The following is a 19,119-nucleotide window of genomic DNA, read 5'->3' on the forward strand; positions in this document are numbered from 1 at the left end:
TCCTGCCCGCAAGCCGCGATCCGCGCATGGCGTCCGATTGTGGCGAACGGCGCCGATTCCCCCATTTTCAGCCGCGCCCCGTTCGTTGCGCGAGCAAGCGGCCCGGCGCACTAAAATTGCGTTGGGAAGTGGCTAGCTTGCCGCTTGTTTCGCCTTCGCGGCGCACAATCGAATTTGTTTGACGCAGCCCGGCCGCGCCTCAAATCTATAGGTCAAACATGCTGACCAAACCGGAGCCGTAGATGGATCTGAAGCCGGTCTCGCTTGGCGACAAATACGATCTTGAATGCGACCGGGTGTTTGTCACCGGCACGCAGGCTATCGTCCGCATGCTGCTGATGCAGAGTGAACGCGACCGCTTGGCCGGATTGGACACGGCAGGCTTCGTATCCGGTTATCGCGGTTCGCCGATCGGCGGGCTTGACCAGCAGTTGGCCGCGGCGGAATCGGCACTGTCGGCTTCCGGTATCCTGTTCCAGCCGGGGTTGAACGAGGAACTCGCGGCAACCGCGTGCTGGGGGACACAGCAGGCCGAGTTGGAAGGCCACGGCAAGCATGATGGCGTGTTCGCGCTCTGGTACGGCAAGGGGCCGGGCGTCGACCGGACAGGCGATGTGTTTCGCCACGCCAACCTCGCCGGTTCGTCACGGCATGGTGGCGTTCTCGCGCTCATGGGCGACGACCACACGGCGGAATCCTCGACCAATGCCCACCAGTCGGAATTTGCCTTCGTCGACACGGTGATCCCGATCTTCAATCCCGCCGGCGTGCAGGAGATCATCGATTACGGCCTGCATGCCTATGCGCTCAGCCGTTTCGCGGGGACCTGGGCAGCGATGAAATGCGTCAAGGACAACATCGAATCTACGGGTTCGGTCAGCGCATCGATCGACCGGGTGGTGCCGGTGACGCCGCAACTCGAGATGCCGCCGGGCGGCTTGAACATCCGGCGCATGGACCTCGACTTCATCGGCCAGGAGGCCCGATTGCACCGCTTCAAGCGCGAGGCGGCGGTCGCTTATGGCCGCGCCAACAAGATCGATCGGGTGATCTGGAGCGGCGGGCGCGAGGCGCGGCTCGGGCTGGTCGCAGCCGGCAAGAACTATCTCGATCTGCGCGAGGCACTGCAGGATCTCGGCGTCGACGAGGTCATGGCGTCGAGGCTGGGGATCAGGCTCTACAAGGTCGGTATGCCGTTTCCTCTCGATCCGCAGGCGATGATGCAGTTTGCCGACGGTTTGGAGACTATCGTCGTCGTGGAGGAGAAGCGCGGCCTGATCGAGGTTCAGTTCAAGGAAGAGCTCTACGTCCGCAAGAACCATCCGATGGTAATCGGCAAGCGCGACGAGAACAATGACGAGCTGTTTCCGATCATGGGCGCGCTCGATCCCAACGATATCGCGGTCGCGGTCGGTCGCCGGATCTTGGAGACGTGCGGTCCCAACGAGGAAATCGCGGCGCGGATCGAACATATCCGGAAGCTCCAGTCGGCATCGCGCGAGGTGCGCGACGTGGCGGTCCGCCGGCCGACATTTTGTGCCGGGTGCCCGCACAACACGTCGACCAGGGTTCCGGAAGGCGCGCGGGCGTCAGCCGGGATCGGTTGCCATTTCATGGCCGTGTGGATGGAACGCGACACCGAGGGCTTTACCCAGATGGGCGGCGAGGGCGCCAATTGGGTCGGCGAGGCGCCGTTCTCGACGCGCGACCACATCTTCCAGAACCTCGGCGACGGGACCTACAATCATTCCGGCTCGTTGGCGATCCGCTTCGCGCTCGCCGCCGGTACCAACATCACCTACAAGGTACTTTACAACGATGCCGTCGCCATGACCGGCGGACAGCATGTGGAGGGCGATCTGAGTGTCGACGAGATCGCACGCCAGGTCCGCGCCGAAGGCGTGGAGCGGATCGCGGTGGTCACCGACGAACCGGACAAGTATGCCGGCGTTGCCGAATTTCCGGGCGGGACAACGATCCATCATCGCGCTGACCTCGATGCCGTGCAGCGGGAAATGCAGACGGTGCCGGGCGTCTCGGTTCTGATCTACGACCAGACCTGCGCAGCCGAGAAACGGCGACGGCGCAAACGCGGGACTTTCCCCGATCCTGACAAGCGGGTGCTGATCAACGAACTGGTGTGCGAGGGGTGCGGCGATTGCGGCGTCACGTCGAACTGCGTAGCGATCCAGCCCATTGAGACTGAATTCGGGCGCAAGCGGCGGATCGACCAGTCGAGCTGCAACAAGGACTTCTCCTGTGTCGAAGGCTTCTGTCCGTCATTCGTGACCGTGCATGGCGCGAAGCCGCGCAAGCCCAAACCGGTCGAGCGAGACAACGACCCGTTGTGCGGCGTGCCGGACGCGCCGGTTTTCGCGCTTGACGGCGGACGTGCGGAATGGGCGGGACTGATCAATGGCATTGGCGGTACCGGCGTTGTGACGATCGGCGCAGTCTTGGGCATGGCGGCGCATATCAAGGGCAGGGGTGTCGGCATCATCGACATGGCAGGCCTCGCCCAGAAGGGAGGCGCGGTGTTCACGCATATCCGGATCGGCGCGGCCCCGGAGGCGATTTCGACCATTCGCGTTTCGCCGGGCAAGGCCGATCTGGTGCTGGGCTGCGATATCGTGGTGACGGGCAATGCGAAGGTCCTGTCGGCGGTGCGCCGCGACGAGACGCTGTGCGTGGTCAATCGCGCCGAGGTGATGCCGGGTGACTTCGCGCGCGACCGTGCATTCGAACTGCCCACGGAGCAATTGGTCGAGGCGATTGGCGAGGCCGCAGGCGAAACGAGGCTGCGTCTCGTCGATGCGACACGGACGGCGCAGGCGCTGTTCGCCAATTCGATTGCGGCGAACATGTTCATGCTCGGCTATGCGGCCCAATGCGGCGGATTGCCGGTGTCATGCGCGGCAATCGAACAGGCGATCCGCCTGAACGGGCAGGCTGCCGAGATGAACATAGCTGCGTTGCGATGGGGCCGCCGGGCGGCGCACGACCCGGCCGCGATCGAAGCACTGATGGAGTGTATCGAGCAGCGCGGGCCGATATTGGCGGAGACACCGGAAGCCGCCATCGAGCGGCGCGTCGCATTCCTGACCGATTACCACAACGCCGAATACGCGCGCCGCTATCGCGAGCGGATCGAGGCTTTGCGTGATCGCGAGCGGGCGGTGTTCGGCAAGGCCGGCGCGGTCAGCGTGACGGCGATACGGCAATTGTTCAAGCTGATGGCAATCAAGGATGAGTTCGAGGTCGGCCGACTGTATGCGGGGCCCGAGTTTCGCGCCCAGCTCGACCGCGAGTTCGAAGGATACCGAAGTCTCGACTTCCATCTTGCGCCGCCCATCCTCGGTGCGGCCGACTTAAACGGCCATCCGCGCAAACGCGTCTTCGGCCCGCGGATGATGGCAGCGTTCAGGATGCTTTCCTATCTGAAATTCATGCGGTTTTCCCGGCTGAACGTCTTTTCCTGGAGCGATGAGCGCAGACTCGAACGTTCGACGCTTGCAAGCTATGAAAAGGATCTGGACCGGATCGCCGCCTTGCTCGACGGTACCAACTTGGCAACCGCTGAAAACCTTGCGAACTGGCCGGAAGAGATCTCAGGCTACGGCCATATCCGCGAGGCTCGCATTCATGAGGCACTGGCTTTGCGGGCCTCGCATTCCCGCGCTTTCGCCGGCAAAACCTGACGCAAGGTTAACGATATCCCCTTCTTCGGGGGTGCGCCGTCTCGAATCTAGGCAGGGATTTCACCCTTCATTAAGCGCATCGCGTTAGGGTAGCTGCTGGTGCAAGGGTGGCATTGCGTTGAAACAAGTACCGTCGAAACAGCTGACCGCGGAGATCTACACGTCCTTCGTGGACACGTTTTTTTCCGACACGCGTTCGCTTGTATTGGGAGCGGCACTCCAGGTAATCGTCGTTGGCGCGGCCTGGCTCGATACGTCACGCCCCATCTACCTTGTACTCCTCGTCATGATGCTGGGCGTGGCTTTGATGCGCCTGCGCCAAATGCGCGCCTTTCGCCGGGACAAGGCAAAGGTTCGCCACGCTGACCTTGAAGCCCGTGTGCGCTGGGCGACACGGTGGGAAAACCGGTACATTTGGCTCGGCTGCGCCGCGACCTCGCTTATCGGTATGTATGCTTATGTCGCGATGCAAATCGCACCGAGCGACTATTCCATACTTTCCGCGACCACCTTGGTCTTCGCGACCTTGCCGACGGTCGTAGGGCGGCTCTACGGTTCGCCGCGCCTCGTGTCGCTGATTGTCATCTCTCTGCTGGTCCCGACATCGCTTGGCGCCGCGTTTTATGGAGACTTCTCGCATTTCCTGATCGCCGTCCTTTGCCTGCCTTACTTCTTCCTCGTTCAATCGCTGGTGCGCAGTATCCGTTCGTCGGTGCTCGACGCTATCCAGGGGCGCTGGAAGAACCAGGAAATCGCCGAACGGTTCGATGTCGCGCTCAACAACATGTCGCATGGCCTGATCATGTTCGACGGCGATCTGCGGGTGCTGGTCGCCAACCGTACGGCGCGCACGCTGTTCGACATTCCTTCACATCTGACGCTTGAAGGCCGGCGGTTTGAAGCGCTGCTTCGCTACGGCCTCAGGCGCGGAGCGTTGACAAAGGCGCAGATCGGCAAGCTGCGAGACACCTTGTCGCCGATGATCCTGGAAGGCGGAACCCGGCGTTTCGTTTTGAACAACGGGCGCAATATCGAGTTCAAGTCCAATCCCCGCGCCTTTGCCGGCGCGGTCTTGACCTTTGAGGATATTACCGAGCGCATAAACGCCGAAAAGCAGATGATCAACATGGCGCGCTACGACGCGTTGACCGGTCTGCCCAACCGTACCTATTTCGCGACCCTGATCAACGAACGCCTGCGGCAACAGCCGGCGGATGCTCGCTGCGTCCTGGCGATGCTCGATGTCGACGACTTCAAGCATGTCAACGACACGCATGGCCATGCGCTTGGCGACGCGCTTCTGCGCGCGGTCGCCCAGCGGTTGAAGGACCTGAGATCCGACCGCTTCATGGTGTCGCGGCAGGGCGGCGACGAATTCATGATCTTCGTTCCCGACATTTCCGGCGACGATACACCGGAGAGCATTGCAGACATCCTGCGGTCGCGGCTGACCGGCGTATACGATCTCAATGGCGAGCAGGTTCATGTCACGATCAGCATCGGTGCGGCCGGTTCGACCTCGGCGGAGTTCGATCTGACGAAGATGATGGTCAAGGCCGATCTCGCGCTCTATCGCTCGAAGGCCAACGGCAAGGGTGTCTGGTCGGTGTTCGAAGACAGCATGGACGCCGAATACAAGCGCCGCCAGTTGATCAAGACGGAACTCGCCAAGGCAATAGAGAGCGAGGAACTGACAGTCCGCTACCAGCCGATCGTCGACGCCGAGACCGGTCAACTGGTGGCGTGCGAGGCGCTCAGCCGCTGGAACCACAAAGTGCTCGGCGCGATTTCGCCCGGCGAGTACATTCCGCTCGCCGAGGAAATGGGGATGATCGGCAAGGTCAGCCGACTCGTTCTCAAGACGGCGATGCGCGACTGCGCCGCATGGCCCGACAGTGTCAATATCTCGATCAATCTGTCGGCGATCGACTTTCGCCGTACTCGGCTGCTTGATGAAATCGACGAGGCGTTGGCGAAGTCCGGGCTGGCGCCCGAGCGCGTCGAGATCGAGGTGACGGAGACCGCGGTGATTTCCAACGAACAGGAAATGCTGACGGTGCTGGAGCGCATTCGAAGCCGCGGCATCAAGATCTCGCTCGACGATTTTGGAACCGGCTATTCGAGCCTGAGCTACCTGCATCGGCTGCCGCTCGACAAGGTCAAGATCGACCGCTCCTTCGTGGAAGGGATCGAGAACGGCGAGACCCCGATCGAACTGCTGCGCGGCGTTTCCAACCTTTGCAAAACGCTCGGATTGCAAGTGACGATCGAGGGTGTGTCATCGGATGCCCAGCTTGACCTTGTGCTCGACACCGAGGGGGTCAGCCGCATTCAGGGCTTTGCCCTCGGGCCGGCCTTGCCGCCGTCCTCCATCCTGGAGCTTGCCCGCCGCATGCTGCTTCCGGATCGCGCCGCCGCGCAGATTGTCGCCAACGGTTGACGCAGTTTTCCAGTTAAGTCATTTAAATCAATGGGTTCGCTCGCCACAAAGCGCGCGCGACTGTTAAAAATTTACCATAATTTCCGATTCACATGGTTAACGTTACATAAACGTACCTACTACTATTTACATCTCTTAATCATCGTTTACCTTCTGCAATCGTTCAGGGGATGGAACGACGATGAGTGTTCAGAGTATCGGGGTTGATAACCTCAAAACGGCGTTTAACGACCGGATTTTCGAAGTGATGGATCACATCGAGTACCGGAGGATTGTTACCCAGGAAGATTTCGAGAGCATCGGCGAATTGCGTAGCCGCGCATTCGACGCCCACACGGTATACAGCCGCAAACTCAACGGAAACGCGGTCGACGAGAGCGATTTCGGGCCAAGTGCGCAAGTCTATGGCATGTACTACTACGGCCAACTCGCCTCGACGATCCGCATAAATCTGCTTTCGCCCGCCTATCCGTTTTCACAGTCGGTCCGGTTGTTCAAGAGCACGCTTGCGCCGATGGTCGAACAGGGCATGAGCTTCATCGATCCGAGTCGCTTCGCCGTCGACGAGGAACTGTCACGCGACATCCCGGGCATCCCGCTCCTGACACTGCGCATCCCGTTCATGGCGACGACCTACTACAACGCCGATTTCTGCCTCTCCCTGGTCAAGGCTGAGCATGCCGCATTCTATCGCCGCGTATTCAAGGCGACGGCGCTCGCCGGTCCGGAGGAGTTTCCGGGTTTCGCCATTCCGCTGGTGCTGTTTGCGAGCCCGCGCGAGAACGAGGCTGACATCTGTGCGCGCTATCCGCTTTTCGGCTACACGGAAACCGAACGCCGGCTGATGTTTGCCAAGGGAGACGGCGACATATTGCCGCTGAACATCCTGCCGACGGCCCGGCTAGCCGCCAAGGCGGCCTAAGCGCCCGGCGGGCATTGCAGTTGTCATGTTAATTCGTTAATCGCTGCTGTAACGTTATTCCTCGAACAGCGGAGCACTACCTATGGCTGACGACCAGGCATCGGCACCTGCCGAAACCGGCGCCGAAATGGATTACACGGAACACGAGCGGACTTACGAGATGTTCCTTTCGATGAGCAAATGGCTCGTCATCCTATGTGTCGCGCTGCTGATCGCCATGGCCTTCGGTTTCTTCGCCGGTGGCGGTCTATTGGGCGGGACCGTGCTGTTCATCCTGCTCACGGTCATTTCTTACTTCATCGTCTGACGACGATTATTCATGCGCGCGCAGCGGCACGCCGATTGCGCGCGGCGACGACACACGTCGAGTGACTGGAGGACGCGCGCTTGCCGATTACCATCTACATCCCGAAAGAGTCCGACGCCAATGAATCGCGCGTCGCCGCCTCGCCGGACAGCGTCAAGAAGCTGGTCGGGCTTGGTTGCACTGTTTTTGTGGAAAAAGGTGCGGGACTTCAGTCGCGTATCCCCGACGCGGATTTTGCCGCCGTTGGCGCAGAGGCTGCAACCGCAGCGACAATCGCCAAGGCCGACGTCGTGTTGTGCGTGCGCCGTCCCGATGCCAAGCGGCTTGCCAAGATCAAGAAGGGCGCTGCCGTTCTTGCGATCATGGACCCTTATGACGCAGGCGATGAACTGGCAGCCCTTGCGAAGGCCGGCGTGTCGTCTTTTGCCATGGAACTGATGCCGCGTATCACCCGCGCACAGGTAATGGACGTGCTGTCATCGCAGGCGAACCTCGCCGGTTACCAAGCGGTTATCGACGCCGCAGATCTCTACGACCGTGCGATGCCGATGATGATGACGGCCGCTGGCACGGTGCCGGCTGCCAAGGTCTTCGTCATGGGTGCTGGCGTGGCCGGGCTGCAGGCAATCGCCACGGCGCGGCGTCTCGGCGCGGTGGTGACAGCGACCGACGTGCGCGCGGCCGCTGGCGAACAGGTGGAATCGCTTGGCGCCAAGTTCATAATGACCGACGCGCTGAAGGATGCGTCGGGCGAGGGCGGCTATGCCCGCGAACTGACCGACGAGGAGAAGAAGGCGCAGGCCGAACTGGTTGCTTCGCATATCTCCAAGCAGGACATCGTTATCACTACAGCGCTGATCCCCGGTCGGCCCGCGCCGAAGCTGGTCAGTGCCGACATGCTGAAGTCGATGAAGCCGGGCTCGGTTGTCGTCGACCTCGCGGTGGAGCGCGGCGGCAATGTCGAGGGTGCGAAGCCGGGCGACGTGGCGATTGTCGGCGACGTAAAGGTGGTCGGATATCTCAACATGGCCGGCCGTATCGCCGCATCGGCGTCGCTGCTTTATGCCAAGAACCTGCTGGCCTTCCTGGAGACGCTGATCGACAAGGAAGCCGGCGAACTGAAGATCGATCTCGAGGACGAACTGGTGAAGGCAACGCTGCTGACCCATGACGGGGCGGTCGTGCATGAACGGTTCGGCGCGCCGCAGGACGCCGGCAAGACGGAAGGAGGCGCATGATGGCCGAACAAAGCGTTGCAGATGCCATTCAACAGCTGAACAAGGCTGTCGGCGCATTGCAGGATGCGGTGCTCAATCACACTTCCGGCGTCGCCGACGCCGCCGGGGCCGCCGCCCATGGCGCCTCGGGCGGGGCGATCGATCCGTTCATCTTCCGCTTCGCGATCTTCGTGCTGGCGATCTTCGTTGGCTACTACGTGGTCTGGTCGGTGACGCCGGCACTGCACACGCCGCTGATGGCCGTCACCAACGCGATCTCGTCGGTGATTGTCGTCGGCGCATTGCTGGCGGTCGGTATTTCCGCGTCGGGCCTTGCTTCGGGCTTCGGTTTCGTCGCGCTGGTGTTGGCCAGCGTCAACATCTTCGGCGGCTTCCTGGTAACCCAGCGCATGCTCGCCATGTACAAGAAAAAAGAGAAGTGAGGCACTGAATCATGGGACAGAACCTCGCTGCGTTTCTCTACCTGGTTTCCGGGATCCTGTTCATCCTGGCCTTGCGCGGACTATCGCATCCGACCACCAGCCGTCAGGGCAACCGCTATGGCATGATCGGCATGGCAATCGCCATTGTCACGACGCTGCTATTGGCATCGCCGAGCATCGGCGGTTTGCTGCTGATCTTGGTCGGTATTGGTATCGGTGGTGGTGTCGGCGCCTATATCGCCCAGCGCATCCCGATGACGGCCATGCCGCAGTTGGTGGCCGGCTTTCACTCGCTGGTCGGTCTCGCGGCCGTGCTGGTCGCCGCCGCCGCGCTTTACACGCCGTCCTCGTTCGGGATCGGCGAAGTCGGGCATATTCATGGCCAGGCGTTGGTCGAAATGAGCCTTGGCGTGGCCATCGGCGCGATCACGTTCACCGGCTCGATTATCGCCTTCTTGAAGCTTGACGGGCGCATGTCCGGCAAGCCGATCATGCTGCCGGCGCGCCATGTCATCAATGCCGGCCTGGCGATCGGACTGGTGGTGCTGATCGCCCTGCTGGTGATGACCGAGAGCCACTTCGTGTTCTGGCTGATCGTCATCCTGTCGCTGGTCCTGGGCGTTCTGATCATCATTCCGATCGGCGGCGCCGACATGCCGGTCGTCGTGTCGATGTTGAACTCCTATTCGGGTTGGGCGGCAGCCGGTATTGGCTTCACGCTCGGCAATCTGGCGCTGATCATCACCGGTGCGCTGGTCGGCTCGTCGGGCGCGATCCTGTCCTACATCATGTGCAAGGGCATGAACCGCTCGTTCATCTCGGTCATTCTCGGCGGCTTCGGTGGCGAGACGGCTGGGCCAGGCGGCGATGACGGCATCGACCGGACGGTCAAGATGGGGTCCGCAGACGACGCCGCCTTCCTGATGACCAATGCGTCGAAAGTGATCATCGTTCCGGGCTACGGCATGGCAGTCGCCCAGGCGCAGCACGCACTGCGCGAGATGGCCGACAAGCTGAAGGAGGCTGGTGTCGAAGTCTCCTACGCGATCCATCCGGTCGCCGGCCGCATGCCGGGCCACATGAACGTGCTGCTGGCCGAAGCCAATGTGCCCTATGACGAGGTGTTCGAACTGGAGGATATCAACTCCGAGTTCGCGCAGGCCGATGTCGCCTATGTGATCGGCGCCAACGACGTGACCAATCCGTCGGCGCGCGACGATCCGCAATCGCCGATTTACGGCATGCCGATCCTCGACGTCGACAAGGCCAAGACCTGCCTGTTCGTCAAACGCTCGCTCGGCTCCGGCTATGCCGGCATCGACAACACGCTGTTCTACAAGGACGGCACGATGATGCTGCTCGGCGACGCCAAGAAGATGACCGAGGAAATCGTCAAGGCGATGGACCACTAAGGGGTGTCTCGCCCGGTCAAAGCAAGTTGAGCAAGGGGCCCGGACGGGGCCCCTTTTCATTTGCATGTTATGCCTTGTGTGACCTTGCCCGGTCTGGCTAGGCGATCCGCGCATGGGCGGGCGGCAAGGTCGCGCTCTGCCGGGCCGCTATCTCAACGGGAGAAATAGACGGTCAGGAACTGCCAATGCGCTCCAGTCCGCTGCGGGCTGGCTGGTAGTCGGGATCGAGGCGCAGCGCCTGACGATAGGAATCGCGTGCCTCGGTGACCTTGCCGCGCTTTTCATAGACCAGCGCCTGGTTGGACCAGCTTTCGGCAATTCCCTTGTCGAGGCGTAGCGAGAAGTTGAAATCATCGAACGCGTTGTCGAGCTGGTTCAGCGCGACATAGGAGATGCCGCGTCCGTTGTAGGGTTCCGGGGCGTTCGGCTGCAGCGAAATGGCGGTCGAGAAATCGTCGATGGCGAAGTCATGCTGGCTGCGGCTCTGGTAGACCAGTCCGCGGCGGTGGTAGGCGCGCGGGTCCGTCGTGTCCAGCTGGATTGCTTTCTGGAAATCGCCGAAAGCTTCGGTTGTGCGCCCGGCCCGGCGGTAGAGCTCGCCGCGGCCTATATAGGCGGTGTCGTAGCTCGGATTGATCTGGATGGCGCTGTTGTAGTCGGCGGCGGCGCGCGCGAGATCGCCGGTGAAGCGATGAATCAGGGCGCGGTTGGCGTAGGCCTCGAAGTAGCGCGGGTTGAGCTGGATGGCGCGGTCGAAATCGCGCAGCGCTTCGGGGTACTGGCCGGCGCGTCCAAAAGCCGAGCCACGCACGTTGTAGGCGCTCGGATCATTGGGATTGGCGCGGATCACTTCTGTCAGCGAAGCGATGTTCAGTTCGCTGCCCTGTTCTTCCTCGATCGCCGCCGCAAAGGGCGATTCGTCGATCTCGGCGGTCTGGCAGCCGGCGACACCAAGTGCGGCGACTAGCGCAAGCGCCAGCCGACTGCGGCGGCGTACGCGGTTCGCCGTTGCCACAACGATACTATCTGTGTTTCGCGGTACGGATGTCATCCATGCACACTCCGGCCTCGGGGCCGCGCTCGAAACAAAAAAGGCGGCGTCACTGTTCGCAACGCCACCTTTTCAATTCAAAAAGAGTCGAAAACGCGACAAGACCGCTTAGCGGCCGCGGCCACCCAGAAGACCTTCGCGCTGCGCGCGCTTGCGGGCCAGCTTGCGGGTGCGGCGGACGGCTTCCGCCTTCTCGCGGGCACGCTTTTCGGACGGCTTTTCGTAATGACCGCGCATCTTCATTTCGCGGAAAATGCCTTCGCGCTGCATCTTCTTTTTCAGAGCGCGGAGGGCCTGATCAACATTGTTGTCGCGTACGAGAACTTGCACGTGGATCCCAACTTTCTGTTCGGTGTTATTTCGGTTTCGGCGGATCAAAGATACCCGCTCCGCGATGACGCCATCGCAGATAGATGGCTGCAGATACCAGAATCGCCGCTGGTTGTCCACTAGCAGCGCGGGAGTTTGTCATGCGCGCAGTTATCCCCATGGTCCGTCGGATATTCACATGATTTTTATATAAAAGCGTCAAGTTTACGTAGAGTTTTGCGCGGTTTCACTTTATAGCGGACTTCGCTGTCTATCCAGTCGGCAATTTGATATCTGCCCGGCGGTTTCGCTCGGCAGGTCGAAAGAAGGCACGGAATATTTGCCCCATCCCGTGCCTTCTTTCCCTTTCGCTTGTTTGCGAACGGCGCAAGCGGCACAGATGCAGGTCGCAAAACGTCAAGACAGGCCGATCACAAGCGGTTAATCCTCAGCCCGGATGTGCGCTGAGGTTCGCTTTGCGCCCGAATTTTGATGACCTGACGAGGTGAAGTGCAATGCGGAGATATTCCGGGTTTGCATTGGCGCGTGAAGCGATGCGCGGCCACAAAGGCTGGGGGCCACAATGGGGATCCCCGGAGCCGAAGAAAGAGTACGACGTTATTATCATTGGCGCCGGCGGGCACGGCCTCGCCACGGCTTACTATCTCGCCAAGGAGCATGGCGTCACCAATGTCGCGGTCCTGGAAAAGGGGTGGCTTGGCGGCGGCAATACGGGCCGCAACACCACCATCATCCGTTCCAATTATCTCTATGACGAATCGGCGGGTATTTACGACCATGCGGTCAAGCTGTGGGAAAACCTGTCGCAGGACCTGAACTATAACGTCATGTACTCGCCGCGCGGCGTCATGATGCTGGCGCACAACGTGCACGACGTGCAGGTGTTCAAGCGCCATATCCACGCCAACCGCCTGAACGGCGTCGACAATGAATGGCTAACGCCGGAAGCGGCGAAGGAATACTGCCCGCCGCTCAGCATTTCGCGGTCGGCGCGCTACCCGGTGATGGGTGCGGCGCTGCAACGGCGTGGCGGCACGGCGCGTCACGATGCGGTTGCCTGGGGCTATGCGCGTGCAGCCGCCGACCGCGGCGTGCATGTCATCCAGAACTGCGAAGTGACCGCGATCCGGCGTGCGGGCAACGGCCAGATCAGCGGTGTGGAAACATCGCGCGGTTTCATTGGTGCCAAGAAGGTCGGTGTCGTCGCAGCCGGCAATACCTCGGTGATCATGCAGATGGCCGACGTGCAGATGCCGCTGGAGAGCTATCCGCTGCAGGCGCTGGTATCCGAACCGGTCAAGCCGTGCTTTCCGTGCGTGGTGATGTCCAACAGCGTGCACGCCTATATCTCGCAGTCGGACAAGGGCGAACTGGTGATTGGCGCCGGCACCGACCAGTACACCTCCTATTCGCAGACCGGTGGCCTGCACATCATCCAGCACACGCTGGAGGCGATCTGCGAGCTGTTCCCGATGTTCACGCGCATGAAGATGCTGCGGTCATGGGGCGGCATCGTCGACGTGACGCCGGACCGCTCGCCCATTATCGCCAAGACCCCGGTGCCGGGGCTTTTCGTCAACTGCGGCTGGGGAACCGGCGGCTTCAAGGCGACGCCGGGCTCGGGTCATGTCTTCGCGCACACCATCGCCAACGACAATCCGCATGCCATCAATGCGGGCTACACGATCGAACGGTTCTCGACCGGCCGGCTGATCGACGAGGCGGCTGCCGCCGCTGTGGCTCACTAGGAGCTGGGAGACCGAAATGCTGATGATTTATTGTCCCTATTGCGAGGAAGAGCGTCCGGAAGTGGAGTTCCGGTATGCGGGCGAGGCGCATATCGAACGGCCGGCCGATATCGCGAATATCTCGGACGAGGAGTTCACCAAGTACTTCTTCATCCGCGACAATGTGAAGGGCATCGTCTTTGAGCGCTGGCGGCATGTGCATGGTTGCGGCCGTTTCTTCAACGTGGTTCGCGACACCGTCACCGACAAGATCCTGATGACCTACAAGGCCGGCGAGCCGAAGCCCGAACTGGTTTTCGCCGATAATGCGAATTCGGCCGCCGCGGAACGCGGAAAGGACGCAAGATGAACGCCGCCGGGACCAATCGTCTTGCCGGAACTGGCCGGCTTACCCCTGCCAGCACCGTCCTTTTCACCTTCGACGGCAAGTCCTATACCGGGCTGGAGGGCGACACGCTGGCGTCGGCGCTGATCGCCAACGACGTTCACCTGATCGGCCGTTCGTTCAAGTATCACCGCCCGCGTGGCATTCTTTCGGCCGGGCCGGAGGAGCCGAATGCGCTGGTCGGTGTGCGCCGCGACCATGCGCGCACCACGCCAAACGTGCGCGCCACAGTGCAGGAAATTCATGACGGCCTAGACGCGGTCAGCCAGAACCGCTGGCCGTCGCTGGCCTTCGACGTCGGCGCGATCAATGATATCGGCTCGCCGTTCTTCGCCGCCGGCTTCTACTACAAGACCTTCATGTGGCCGAAGGCGGCCTGGAAGCATGTCTACGAACCTTTCGTCCGTTACGCAGCGGGGCTAGGCGTGGCGCCCGATGAGGCCGATCCCGACCACTATGCTTCGCGTTTCGCGCATTGCGACGTGCTGGTGATCGGTGGAGGCGCGGCCGGGTTGAGCGCGGCGCTGGCTGCGGCCCAGTCGGGCGCGCAGGTGATCATCTGCGACGAGCGGCAGTCATTCGGCGGCGCGCTGGCCTTTGAAACAGAGGCCAGAATCGACGGGCTATGCGGATACGACTGGGCGCGCCGGACCGTCGCCGAACTGGCGGCGATGGACAATGTGCGCGTGCTGCCGCGCACGACAGCCTTCGGTTATCACGCGCAAAACTTCGTCGCGCTTTGCGAACGTGTCAGCGATCATCTCGCCGCGCCCGGCGCCGATTCGCCGCGCGAAAGGCTCTGGCAGGTGCGCGCCCGCAAGGTGATCATCGCCGCAGGGGCGATCGAGCGCCACATGGTGTTCGCCAACAATGACCGTCCTGGCATCATGCTGGCTTCGGCCGCTCGCACCTATCTCAACCACTATGGCGTCGCGGTCGGCCGCAAGGTGGGTGTCTACACGGCCAACGAATCTGCCTATGCGGCGGCGATCGATTTGAAGCGCGCCGGCGTCGACATCCCGGCCATCGTCGATCTGCGCGCCAATCCACAGGGCGGCGCGGTCGAAGAGGCCAAGTCGCTCGGAATCCGGGTGCTTGCCGGCCATGCGGTCACCGGCACCGGCGGCAAGATGCGTGTTGCATCGATGAGCGTCGAGCCGAAAAACGGCGGCCGTGCCGAGGTCATTCCCGTCGACGCGCTGTTGATGAGCGCCGGATGGACGCCTTCGGTGCACATGTTCTCGCAGTCGCGCGGCAAGGTTGCATGGGATGCGGAGACCGAGCGCTTCCTGCCTGGAACCTACGCGCAGGACTGCGTCAGCGTCGGCGCCTGCAACGGCACCGACGATCTGGCGGGCACGGTCGAGGAAGCGCTGGCGGCCGGCGAAAGAGCTGCCGTGAAAACGCGGCCCAAGGCGAAAAAGGCCAGCGTGAAAATCGCGACGGAGGGCGGCGGAAACTGGACCGGCGGCATGGCCGGCGCCGGGCCGGGCGCAGGCCCGGGCAAGGTGATCAAGGCATTCGTTGATTTTCAGAACGACGTGACCGCCAAGGATATCCGGCTCGCCGTTCAGGAGGGCATGCACTCGATCGAGCATGTCAAGCGCTTCACCACCAACGGCATGGCGACCGACCAGGGCAAGCTATCCAACTTGCATGGCCTGGCGATCGCAGCCGAGGCGTTGGGCCGCGAGATCCCGGCGGTTGGCCTGACCACGTTCCGCCAGCCCTACACGCCAACGACGTTCGGGGCGATCATCGGCCATCAGCGCGGCAAGATTTTCGATCCGGCGCGCCATACGCCGATGCATCAATCGGAAGTGGCTGCGGGTGCCGTTTTCGAGGATGTCGGCCAGTGGAAGCGCGCCTGGTATTATCCGCGCGCAGGCGAGGACATGCATGCCGCCGTCAACCGCGAATGCCGCACGGTGCGCGAGGTTGCCGGCATGTTCGATGCATCGACGCTCGGCAAGATCGAGGTTGTCGGGCCGGATGCCGCCGAGTTCCTGAACCTGATGTACACCAATCCGTTCCTGAAGCTTGGCGTCGGTCGGTTGCGTTACGGCATCATGTGCCGTGAGGATGGCTTCATCTATGATGACGGCGTGGTCGGCCGCGTCGCTGAAGACCGCTTCCATGTCACCACGACGACCGGCGGCGCGCCGCGCGTGCTGCATCACATGGAAGACTATCTGCAGACCGAATTCCCGCAACTGAAGGTTTGGCTGACCTCGACCTCGGAGCAATGGGCGGTCATCGCAATTCAGGGGCCGAAGGCGCGCGAGATCATCGAACCCTTTGTTGAGGGGATCGACCTGTCGAATGATGCGTTCCCGCATATGAGCATGGCAGAGGGCCGGATCTGCGGGGTGCCGACGCGCCTCTTCCGCATGTCGTTTACCGGCGAAGCGGGGTTCGAGATCAACGTGCCTGCCGATTATGGCCGGCAGGTCTGGGACACGCTGCAGGCCCGTGGCGAACCGATGGGGATGTGCCTCTACGGCACCGAAACCATGCACGTCCTGCGTGCCGAGAAGGGCTACATCATCGTCGGCCAGGATACCGACGGCACCGTGACCCCGCATGATGCGGGCTTGTCCTGGGCGGTCGGCAAAAAGAAGACCGACTTTGTCGGCATTCGCGGCCTTATGCGGCCAGATCTCGTCGCCGAGGGCCGCCGTCAGCTTGTCGGCCTGAAGGTCAAGGACGGCAAGACCGTGTTGGAGGAGGGCGCCCAACTTGTCGTCGATCCGAACCAGCCGATCCCGATGAAGATGTGCGGCTGGGTGTCGTCGTCCTACTGGTCGGAGAATTGCGGCCATCCGATCGCCATGGCACTGGTCGAAAACGGATTCGAACGCATGGGCGAGACGCTCTACGTACCGATGCCCCATGGGGCGATCGAGGTCGAGGTGTGCGAGACGGTGTTTTTCGACAAGGAAGGGAGCCGGCTCAATGGCTGAGGTGCAGTTTTCCCGGGCAATGCCGCTCGAAGGGCGGGCTGCCGCCGCCGCCAATGTGTCGATCCGTTCGGCCGGGCCGGCGATGCGGGTTTCGTTGCGCGCGGGCGAGGATGCAGTCGGCGCCATCGGCAAGGCGCTCGGCGTCGAGCTACCGATCGCGCCGAAGCAGTCGGCAAGTGCCGGTGTGCGCGCCGCATTGTGGATCGGGCCGGATGAATGGCTGATCATCGATGAGGGCGAGCGCGATCCGATGATCGACCTTGGCCGCGCCGAGGCGTTGCATTGCGCTGTCGATGTCTCGCATCGCAACACCGCGATTATAGTCTCGGGCCCGGACGCGACCGACGTGCTGAGCGCGGGCTGCCCGCAGGACCTGTCGCTTGAGGCTTTCCCGGTTTCGGCCTGTTCGCGCACCGTGTTCGGAAAGGTCGAAGTTGTGCTCTACCGGACCTCGGAAACCGAATTCCGGGTGGAATGCTGGCGGTCGTTTTCGACCTATGCGTTCGATCTCCTGGAAGACGCTGCGCGGAGCCTCTGACGGCTTCCCGCAGGTTCAGTCTTCGCGCTCGACCACGGCCAGCGTCAGCCAGACCGCGGTCAGGGCCGGCTTGATGCTGTTTTCGATTTCGAGCGTTACCTCGTAGGTCGACAGGACGCGGCCCGAAGGCCGGATGTCGGCATCGGCGAGCTTGAAGATCGCCCGCACCCGCGCACCCGATTTGACCGGCGCCATGAAGCGGATGCGCTCGAACCCGTAATTGATACCCATCGTCGCGCCTTCGAGCGGGGGGATGGCTTCGTAGGCGAGCGTCGACAGCAGCGACAGTGTCAGGAAGCCATGGGCGATGGTGCCGCCAAAGGGTGTCTCGGCGGCGGCGCGTTCCGCATCGAGATGGATCCACTGATGATCGTCGGTCGCTTCGGCAAACGCGTCGATCATCGGTTGGGTGACGGTCCGCCATTCCGAGCGACCGATTTCGCTGCCAATGGCGCCGGGTATGTCGTCGATCGATATCGTTGTCATTGTGGTTTCCTGGCGGTGTCCCGCCGATTTCCTGCGGCTCGGTGAAGCGTCCGCCTTATGGCGGAGTAGGCCAGCAGATCAAGGCCCGGAAAGAAAAATGAGGCTGCCGCATACCTTAACAAGGCGTGTGCATGGCGGCATCCTTTGCTCTTGCGCCGTGAACGGCGAGTTCAGGTTCTTCCGCTAATCTGGCTGGTAGTCCCGCTTGAACGGAATACGAGCCATGTTTGGTCACGACCTCGGACTGTTCATATCGGTCATGCTGTTTTGCGTGGCCGGAGCCTATATCGTTGGCATCGCCATGGACGGTCTGATGGGCGATGACGGATTTGGCACGAGCACCAACACGGTTATTCTGATGACCGGCGGATTTCTTGGCTATCATCTCCCGCGATATCTGCATTTCCACTTCATCAATGATGTGACATTGCATGCGGTCTCGATCGTCAGCGGTGCGTTTGTCACGCTGGCGGTGCTCGCCATCTTCAAGGGCACGCTGAATCGGCTTGGCTACTGACCAATGCCGGCCAATTCAATGCCCCGGCAGGGCACCGGATAGGTGATACGAAACGCAGTCGACTCAAGCGGAATGTTCGGATCGAAGCAGGTGACGCGACCGACACCCAGCGCCCAGAACTTGTGCGGATCCTGGACCATGATGCCGTGGCCCTTGATTTCGCGGTGGACCTCGAAGTGCAGATGCGAAATGCCGCCGGCCAGAAAACCGGTTCGGCCCATCGTGCCGATTTGTTCGCCACGCTCGACACGTTGGCCCGGAGTGGCCAGACGCTTTGCCAAATGCATATAGACTGTGGAGGTGCGCCGCCCGGTCGCATCGACGCCATGGTCGATAACGACCCGATGGCCGTAGGCCGGCTCGAACAACGAACTGCTGACGGTGCCGGCGCCGGCCGCGATGATAGGCGTTCCCGCTCGCGCGATAACATCGATCCCCTCATGCATGGTCGACACGCCACCATCGGAGACCGGCTTGTTGGAGACACGGAATTGCTGTGAGATCGACGGCGCGCGCGGATCCATGAATACTTCGATCGGCGCTTCGAAATTCGGATTGTAGATCGCCGCATCGCCCAATTCGCTGAGCGTACAGCCGGCAGCGGCAAGCAGTGCCGCGCCGGCGGCGAGGAAAGCCATCGGTCTTTTTTGCATAGGGCGGTT

General features: G+C 61.9%; 16 protein-coding genes. 12 read left to right on the top strand and 4 right to left on the bottom strand.

The annotated features are described in order from the left end of the window. The first annotated feature begins 242 nt into the window (after nucleotides 1-242). From ACO06R_RS05515 to ACO06R_RS05545, 7 genes are all read left to right on the top strand, one after another. Nucleotides 243-3,698, top strand: coding sequence for an indolepyruvate ferredoxin oxidoreductase family protein (locus ACO06R_RS05515; protein ID WP_421857165.1), 3,456 nt, complete (start codon nucleotides 243-245; stop codon nucleotides 3,696-3,698). 118 nt (nucleotides 3,699-3,816) lie between these two features. Beyond that, nucleotides 3,817-6,138: a putative bifunctional diguanylate cyclase/phosphodiesterase gene (locus ACO06R_RS05520; RefSeq protein WP_421857167.1), complete on the top strand. Its 2,322-nt coding sequence runs from the start codon at nucleotides 3,817-3,819 to the stop codon at nucleotides 6,136-6,138. Between the two features lie 181 nt (nucleotides 6,139-6,319). Next, nucleotides 6,320-7,060: an N-acyl amino acid synthase FeeM domain-containing protein gene (locus ACO06R_RS05525; RefSeq protein WP_421857169.1), complete on the top strand. Its 741-nt coding sequence runs from the start codon at nucleotides 6,320-6,322 to the stop codon at nucleotides 7,058-7,060. Between the two features lie 82 nt (nucleotides 7,061-7,142). Continuing rightward, entirely contained in the window at nucleotides 7,143-7,367 is a 225-nt protein-coding gene (locus ACO06R_RS05530; RefSeq protein WP_421857171.1) for an aa3-type cytochrome c oxidase subunit IV, read from the top strand. An 80-nt stretch (nucleotides 7,368-7,447) separates the two neighbouring features. Continuing rightward, nucleotides 7,448-8,605, top strand: coding sequence for a Re/Si-specific NAD(P)(+) transhydrogenase subunit alpha (locus ACO06R_RS05535; protein WP_421857173.1), 1,158 nt, complete (start codon nucleotides 7,448-7,450; stop codon nucleotides 8,603-8,605). Beyond that, nucleotides 8,605-9,027 (top strand): proton-translocating transhydrogenase family protein, encoded by a 423-nt coding sequence (locus tag ACO06R_RS05540; protein ID WP_421859222.1) that lies wholly within the window; start codon nucleotides 8,605-8,607, stop codon nucleotides 9,025-9,027. Before ACO06R_RS05535 ends, ACO06R_RS05540 begins: the two co-directional genes overlap by 1 nt. Nucleotides 9,028-9,038: 11 nt before the next feature. Then, nucleotides 9,039-10,439 carry an NAD(P)(+) transhydrogenase (Re/Si-specific) subunit beta gene (locus ACO06R_RS05545; protein ID WP_421857175.1) on the top strand — a complete coding sequence of 467 codons (1,401 nt, stop codon included), beginning with the start codon at nucleotides 9,039-9,041 and terminating at the stop codon, nucleotides 10,437-10,439. A gap of 172 nt (nucleotides 10,440-10,611) precedes the next feature. On the opposite strand, the gene ACO06R_RS05550 is transcribed toward ACO06R_RS05545, so the two are convergent. Both ACO06R_RS05550 and rpsU read right to left on the bottom strand, forming a co-directional pair. Beyond that, nucleotides 10,612-11,490 (bottom strand): tetratricopeptide repeat protein, encoded by an 879-nt coding sequence (locus tag ACO06R_RS05550; RefSeq protein ID WP_421857177.1) that lies wholly within the window; start codon nucleotides 11,488-11,490, stop codon nucleotides 10,612-10,614. A gap of 108 nt (nucleotides 11,491-11,598) precedes the next feature. Further along, nucleotides 11,599-11,820, bottom strand: coding sequence for a 30S ribosomal protein S21 (rpsU, locus tag ACO06R_RS05555; protein ID WP_175278240.1), 222 nt, complete (start codon nucleotides 11,818-11,820; stop codon nucleotides 11,599-11,601). Nucleotides 11,821-12,314: 494 nt separating this feature from the next. Here rpsU and ACO06R_RS05560 point away from each other — a divergent pair, with 494 nt between their 5' ends. The 4 genes from ACO06R_RS05560 to ACO06R_RS05575 are packed head-to-tail and all read left to right on the top strand — an operon-like array spanning nucleotide 12,315 to nucleotide 17,454. Further along, entirely contained in the window at nucleotides 12,315-13,568 is a 1,254-nt protein-coding gene (locus ACO06R_RS05560) for a sarcosine oxidase subunit beta (protein WP_421857179.1), read from the top strand. A gap of 16 nt (nucleotides 13,569-13,584) precedes the next feature. Further along, entirely contained in the window at nucleotides 13,585-13,917 is a 333-nt protein-coding gene (locus ACO06R_RS05565) for a sarcosine oxidase subunit delta (protein ID WP_421857181.1), read from the top strand. Beyond that, entirely contained in the window at nucleotides 13,914-16,916 is a 3,003-nt protein-coding gene (locus tag ACO06R_RS05570; RefSeq protein WP_421857182.1) for a sarcosine oxidase subunit alpha, read from the top strand. The genes ACO06R_RS05565 and ACO06R_RS05570 overlap by 4 nt, the downstream gene beginning before the upstream one ends. After that, a complete protein-coding gene (locus ACO06R_RS05575; protein WP_421857184.1) occupies nucleotides 16,909-17,454 on the top strand; it encodes a sarcosine oxidase subunit gamma in 546 nt (181 codons plus the stop codon). The genes ACO06R_RS05570 and ACO06R_RS05575 overlap by 8 nt, the downstream gene beginning before the upstream one ends. Nucleotides 17,455-17,469: 15 nt before the next feature. Here ACO06R_RS05575 and ACO06R_RS05580 read toward each other — a convergent pair whose 3' ends face one another. Beyond that, entirely contained in the window at nucleotides 17,470-17,940 is a 471-nt protein-coding gene (locus ACO06R_RS05580; protein WP_421857186.1) for a MaoC family dehydratase, read from the bottom strand. A gap of 223 nt (nucleotides 17,941-18,163) precedes the next feature. Here ACO06R_RS05580 and ACO06R_RS05585 point away from each other — a divergent pair, with 223 nt between their 5' ends. Next, complete coding sequence (locus tag ACO06R_RS05585; protein WP_421857188.1) at nucleotides 18,164-18,457, top strand: hypothetical protein; 294 nt, start codon at nucleotides 18,164-18,166, stop codon at nucleotides 18,455-18,457. On the opposite strand, the gene ACO06R_RS05590 is transcribed toward ACO06R_RS05585, so the two are convergent. Continuing rightward, nucleotides 18,451-19,110 (bottom strand): M23 family metallopeptidase, encoded by a 660-nt coding sequence (locus ACO06R_RS05590; protein WP_421857190.1) that lies wholly within the window; start codon nucleotides 19,108-19,110, stop codon nucleotides 18,451-18,453. The genes ACO06R_RS05585 and ACO06R_RS05590 overlap by 7 nt on opposite strands. Between the last annotated feature and the right edge of the window lie 9 nt (nucleotides 19,111-19,119).

This window comes from Oricola sp., assembly GCF_965230365.1.
GTDB lineage: Bacteria > Pseudomonadota > Alphaproteobacteria > Rhizobiales > Rhizobiaceae > Oricola.

Coding starts and splice junctions, on each gene's coding strand:
- ACO06R_RS05590 (WP_421857190.1), bottom strand. CDS start 19,110: ATGCAAAAAAGACCGATGGCTTTCCTCGCCGCCGGCGCGGCACTGCTT.
- ACO06R_RS05565 (WP_421857181.1), top strand. CDS start 13,585: ATGCTGATGATTTATTGTCCCTATTGCGAGGAAGAGCGTCCGGAAGTG.
- ACO06R_RS05560 (WP_421857179.1), top strand. CDS start 12,315: ATGCGGAGATATTCCGGGTTTGCATTGGCGCGTGAAGCGATGCGCGGC.
- ACO06R_RS05585 (WP_421857188.1), top strand. CDS start 18,164: ATGTTTGGTCACGACCTCGGACTGTTCATATCGGTCATGCTGTTTTGC.
- ACO06R_RS05550 (WP_421857177.1), bottom strand. CDS start 11,490: ATGACATCCGTACCGCGAAACACAGATAGTATCGTTGTGGCAACGGCG.
- ACO06R_RS05545 (WP_421857175.1), top strand. CDS start 9,039: ATGGGACAGAACCTCGCTGCGTTTCTCTACCTGGTTTCCGGGATCCTG.
- ACO06R_RS05580 (WP_421857186.1), bottom strand. CDS start 17,940: ATGACAACGATATCGATCGACGACATACCCGGCGCCATTGGCAGCGAA.
- ACO06R_RS05575 (WP_421857184.1), top strand. CDS start 16,909: ATGGCTGAGGTGCAGTTTTCCCGGGCAATGCCGCTCGAAGGGCGGGCT.
- ACO06R_RS05540 (WP_421859222.1), top strand. CDS start 8,605: ATGGCCGAACAAAGCGTTGCAGATGCCATTCAACAGCTGAACAAGGCT.
- ACO06R_RS05530 (WP_421857171.1), top strand. CDS start 7,143: ATGGCTGACGACCAGGCATCGGCACCTGCCGAAACCGGCGCCGAAATG.
- ACO06R_RS05570 (WP_421857182.1), top strand. CDS start 13,914: ATGAACGCCGCCGGGACCAATCGTCTTGCCGGAACTGGCCGGCTTACC.
- ACO06R_RS05515 (WP_421857165.1), top strand. CDS start 243: ATGGATCTGAAGCCGGTCTCGCTTGGCGACAAATACGATCTTGAATGC.
- ACO06R_RS05525 (WP_421857169.1), top strand. CDS start 6,320: ATGAGTGTTCAGAGTATCGGGGTTGATAACCTCAAAACGGCGTTTAAC.